Source organism: Neisseria sp. P0021.S005 (assembly GCF_051956955.1).
This window is the reverse complement of the sequence record NZ_JBQCWY010000256.1, coordinates 1-4,064: the sequence shown is the minus strand read 5'-3', so window position 1 is coordinate 4,064 and position 4,064 is coordinate 1. Positions and strand designations below refer to the sequence as shown.

4 protein-coding genes are annotated in these 4,064 nt (G+C 52.2%); all 4 read left to right on the top strand.

Going from position 1 to position 4,064, the window contains the following annotated elements; all coding sequences use genetic code 11:
- Positions 1 to 32: 32 nt before the first annotated feature.
- From cas5c to cas4, 4 genes are read left to right on the top strand one after another with little or no spacing between them, the layout of a single operon-like run.
- Positions 33 to 710 carry a type I-C CRISPR-associated protein Cas5c gene (gene cas5c, locus ACTHUE_RS12185; RefSeq protein WP_440423573.1) on the top strand — a complete coding sequence of 226 codons (678 nt, stop codon included), beginning with the start codon at positions 33 to 35 and terminating at the stop codon, positions 708 to 710.
- Positions 707 to 2,485, top strand: coding sequence for a type I-C CRISPR-associated protein Cas8c/Csd1 (gene cas8c / locus ACTHUE_RS12180; protein ID WP_440423571.1), 1,779 nt, complete (start codon positions 707 to 709; stop codon positions 2,483 to 2,485). The genes cas5c and cas8c overlap by 4 nt, the downstream gene beginning before the upstream one ends.
- Positions 2,486 to 2,496: 11 nt before the next feature.
- Entirely contained in the window at positions 2,497 to 3,363 is an 867-nt protein-coding gene (gene cas7c, locus ACTHUE_RS12175; RefSeq protein ID WP_440423569.1) for a type I-C CRISPR-associated protein Cas7/Csd2, read from the top strand.
- Between the two features lie 15 nt (positions 3,364 to 3,378).
- Positions 3,379 to 4,029 (top strand): CRISPR-associated protein Cas4, encoded by a 651-nt coding sequence (gene cas4 / locus ACTHUE_RS12170; RefSeq protein ID WP_440423567.1) that lies wholly within the window; start codon positions 3,379 to 3,381, stop codon positions 4,027 to 4,029.
- Positions 4,030 to 4,064 lie beyond the last annotated feature (35 nt).

Genomic DNA, 4,064 nt, shown 5'->3' with positions numbered 1-4,064 from the left:
GCCTTCGGGCGGCTGTGTGTTAAGGAGTTTGTATGGCAAACCAAATCCGCCTACACATTTGGGGCGATTATGCCTGTTTTACCCGTCCGGAGATGAAGGTGGAGCGGGTGTCTTATGATGTCATCACGCCGTCGGCGGCGCGCGGGATTTTGGCGGCGGTGCATTGGAAGCCGGCGATTCGGTGGGTGATTGACCGGATTTATGTGTTGAAGCCGATTCGGTTTGAGTCGGTGCGGCGCAATGAGTTGGGCGGCAAGATTTCAGCGGGTAAGATCAGCGGCGCGATGAAGCGCAAGAGCGTTGCCGATTTATATACGCTGATTGAAGACGACCGCCAGCAGCGCGCGGCGACGGTGCTTAAAGACGTGGCTTATGTGATTGAAGCCCATGCGGTGCTGACGGCAAAAGCGGGCGCGGATGAGACCGTTACCAAGCATATTGAGATGTTCAAACGCCGTGCGAAAAAGGGGCAATGTTTTCAGCAGCCTTGTTTGGGCGTGCGTGAGTTTCCTGCCGATTTTGCGTTGATTGACGAGGGCGAGCTGCTGCCGCTGTCGGCGTTATCGGAAAGCGAGGCAAACCGTGATTTAGGCTGGATGCTGCACGATATTGATTTTGACCACGGCAACACACCGCATTTTTTCCGTGCGGAAATGAAAGGTGGCATGATTGATGTACCGCCGTTTTACGCCGAGGAGGTGAAAGCATGATTCTTGCATCCCTTGCCCGCTATTACCGCCGTTTGGCAGCACAAATCGATGAAATGGGCAACCCGAAAGTGCCGCCTTATGGCTTTAGCGAGGAAAAAATCGGCTGGATTTTGGTATTGGATAAAGAAGGCCGTCTGAAAACCGCTGTGCCGAATCTGACCGCCGATAAAAAGCCGCAGCCGAAGCTGATGAGCGTGCCGCGCCCTGAAAAACGCACGTCGGGTATCAAACCGAATTTTTTGTGGGATAAAACCGCCTACGCGCTTGGCGTGGAAGCCAATAAAAACAAAGCCGAAGTCAAAGAAAAACCATTTACGTCGTCTGAAAAAACTTTTGACGCCTTTAAGCAATACCATCTCGATTTACTGCAAAACAGCGACGATGAAGGCTTGCAAGCCTTGTGCCGTTTTCTGCAAAACTGGCTACCTGAAAATTTCGCTGCCGAAAATCTGCCTGCCGAAATGCTCGATGCCAATATTGCATTTTCTCTTGAAAAACCGACCGCACTTATCCATAAACGCGAAGCCGCGCAAACCTTGTGGGCAGGCTGCCTGAAAAGCGACGAAGCGCTCGAAGGCTTGTGCTTGATTAGCGGCGACACCGCCCCGATTGCGCGGCTGCATCCTGCAATTAAAGGCGTGTTTGGTGGGCAAAGCTCCGGCGGTTCGATTATTTCGTTCAATAAAGAAGCCTTTGCCTCTTTTGGTAAAGAGCAAGGCGCAAATGCGCCCGTTTCCGAACAATCCGCGTTTGCCTACACCACCGCGCTGAATTATCTGTTGCGCCGCGAAAACAATCACTGCTTGACAATTGGTGACGCCAGCACGGTCTTTTGGGCGGAAGCGGACGATAACGCGACCGCGCAAGCTGCCGAAGGCTTCTTCGCGCAAGTGTTCACGCCGCCGGATGACGAACAAGAAAGTTCCAAAGTTTTCAACATGTTGGAACAAATCGCCAACGGAAGACTGTTGCAAGACATTGCGCCCGAACTCTCTCCCAATACCCGTTTTTATATTTTGGGGCTTGCCCCCAATGCTGCGCGGATTTCTGTTCGATTTTGGCTAGACACCACGTTTGGGCAGCTGGCGGAAAATTTGGCATGGCACTGGCGGGATTTAAAAATTGAACCGCGCCCGTGGAAAACGCCGCCTTCTATTTGGCGCTTGCTGTTGCAGACGGCGGTTTTAGGCAAAAGCGAAAATATCTCGCCCGTATTGGCAGGCGAAATGACCCGCGCCGTGATTTGCGGCACGCCGTATCCCTTGAGTTTGCTGTCGCAACTGATTACCCGAATCCGCGCCGATGGCGACGTGAACGGTCTGCGCGTGGCAATGATGAAAGCCGTATTAGAGCGGCGTTTTAGAAAAGGTTTTATCGAAGAAGGAGTTCCTATGAGTTTGAACAATGAAAGCCCGAATCGCGCCTATCTTTTAGGGCGGCTGTTTGCCGTGTTGGAGCGCATTCAATATCAGGCGTTGGGCGAATTAAATGCCGGTATTGCCGACCGCTATTACGGCTCTGCCTCCGCCGTGCCGTTTTCCGTTTTTCCGCGCCTGTTGTCGGGCGCAAAACACCATTTATCGCGCTTGCGTAAAGACAAAGCCGGCATGGCGGTGAATTTGGATAAAGATTTGGGCGAAATCATTGCCAAACTGCCCGAAACCTTTCCGCGCCATTTGAGCATTGACGAGCAAGGCCGCTTCGCCATCGGCTATTACCATCAAAAACAAAGCTATTTTGCTAAAAAAGAAACCGCTGAAACCATTGAAAACTAAGGAGCTAGAAAATGTCTGCCATTCAAAACCGCTATGAATTTGTTTACTTTTTTGACGTAACCAACGGCAACCCCAACGGCGATCCTGATGCGGGCAATATGCCGCGCCTTGACCCTGAATCCAGCAAAGGCTTGGTAACTGATGTCTGCTTAAAACGCAAAATTCGTAATTTTGTAGAAATCAGCAGCGAAAACGAAGCCGGTTACGAAATCTACGTCAAAGAAAAAAGCGTGTTAAACCTGCAAAACAAACGCGCTTATGAGGCGCTCGGAATAGAATCGGAAGCCAAAAAACTACCAAAAGACGAAGCCAAAGCCCGTGACATTACCGCTTGGATGTGCAAAAACTTCTTTGATATCCGCACCTTTGGCGCAGTGATGACCACCGAAGTCAACAGCGGGCAAGTGCGCGGCCCGGTGCAATTGGCGTTTGCACAATCCATCGACCCGATTGTGCCGCTGGAAGTTTCCATCACCCGCATGGCGGTAACCAATGAAAAAGACTTGGAAAAAGAACGCACCATGGGGCGCAAATACATCGTCCCTTACGCGCTCTACCGCGTGCACGGTTTTATCTCCGCCAACCTTGCCGCCAAAACCGGCTTTTCAGACGACGACTTAGCCAAACTCTGGCAAGCCCTGACGCTGATGTTTGAACATGACCGCTCTGCCGCCCGTGGCGAAATGGCAGCGCGCAAATTGATTGTTTTCAAACACGACAGCGCGCTCGGCAGCCAGCCTGCACATAAACTGTTTGACGCTGTGAAAGTCGAACGTGTAAACGGCGAATCAGGTACGCCCGCAAGCGGTTTTGGCGATTACAAAATCAGCGTGGTTTCAAACGGCCTAAATGGCGTGAGCGTGGAAGAGTTACTTTAAAAAACACTTAAAAAGATGACCGCACTTTCAACCGAAAGCCAAGGGGAAAATCAGGACACGCGCCTGATTCCCCTTTCCGCCCTGCAACACTACGCTTTCTGCCCGCGCCAATGCGCGTTGATTCATAACGAGCAGGCGTGGGCGGAGAACTATTTGACCGCGCAGGGAAAGGCGTTGCATGAGCGGGTGGATTCGGGCGAACCGGAAACGCGCAAGGGCATGCGCTTTGAGCGGTCGGTGCATGTATCGGCGGAGAAGCTGGGCATCAGCGGCGTGTTGGATTTGGTGGAAGTGGAAACAAAAACAGGTCGTCTGAAACCCGTGGAATACAAACGCGGCAAGCCCAAACCCGACCCGATGGACGAAATCCAGCTTTGCGCCCAAGGCTTGTGCTTGGAAGAAATGACGGGGCAAACCATCCCCGAGGGCGCGCTGTGGTATATGCAAACCCGCCACCGCGTCCCCATCACGTTTTCAGACGACCTGCGCGCCCAAACCCTCGCCACCATCGCCGCCGTGCGCGAACTTTTAAACAGCAGCCAAACTCCACCGCCCGACTACGGCAAACGCTGCAAAGCCTGCTCGCTGGTGGAAATTTGCCAGCCGGAGTTGCTGGGGAAACGGGATAGGAGTGTGGGGTATGTGGCGGGGTTGTTTAATGAATAAAAGGAATATAATTTTATGAAAAGTAAATTAATAGT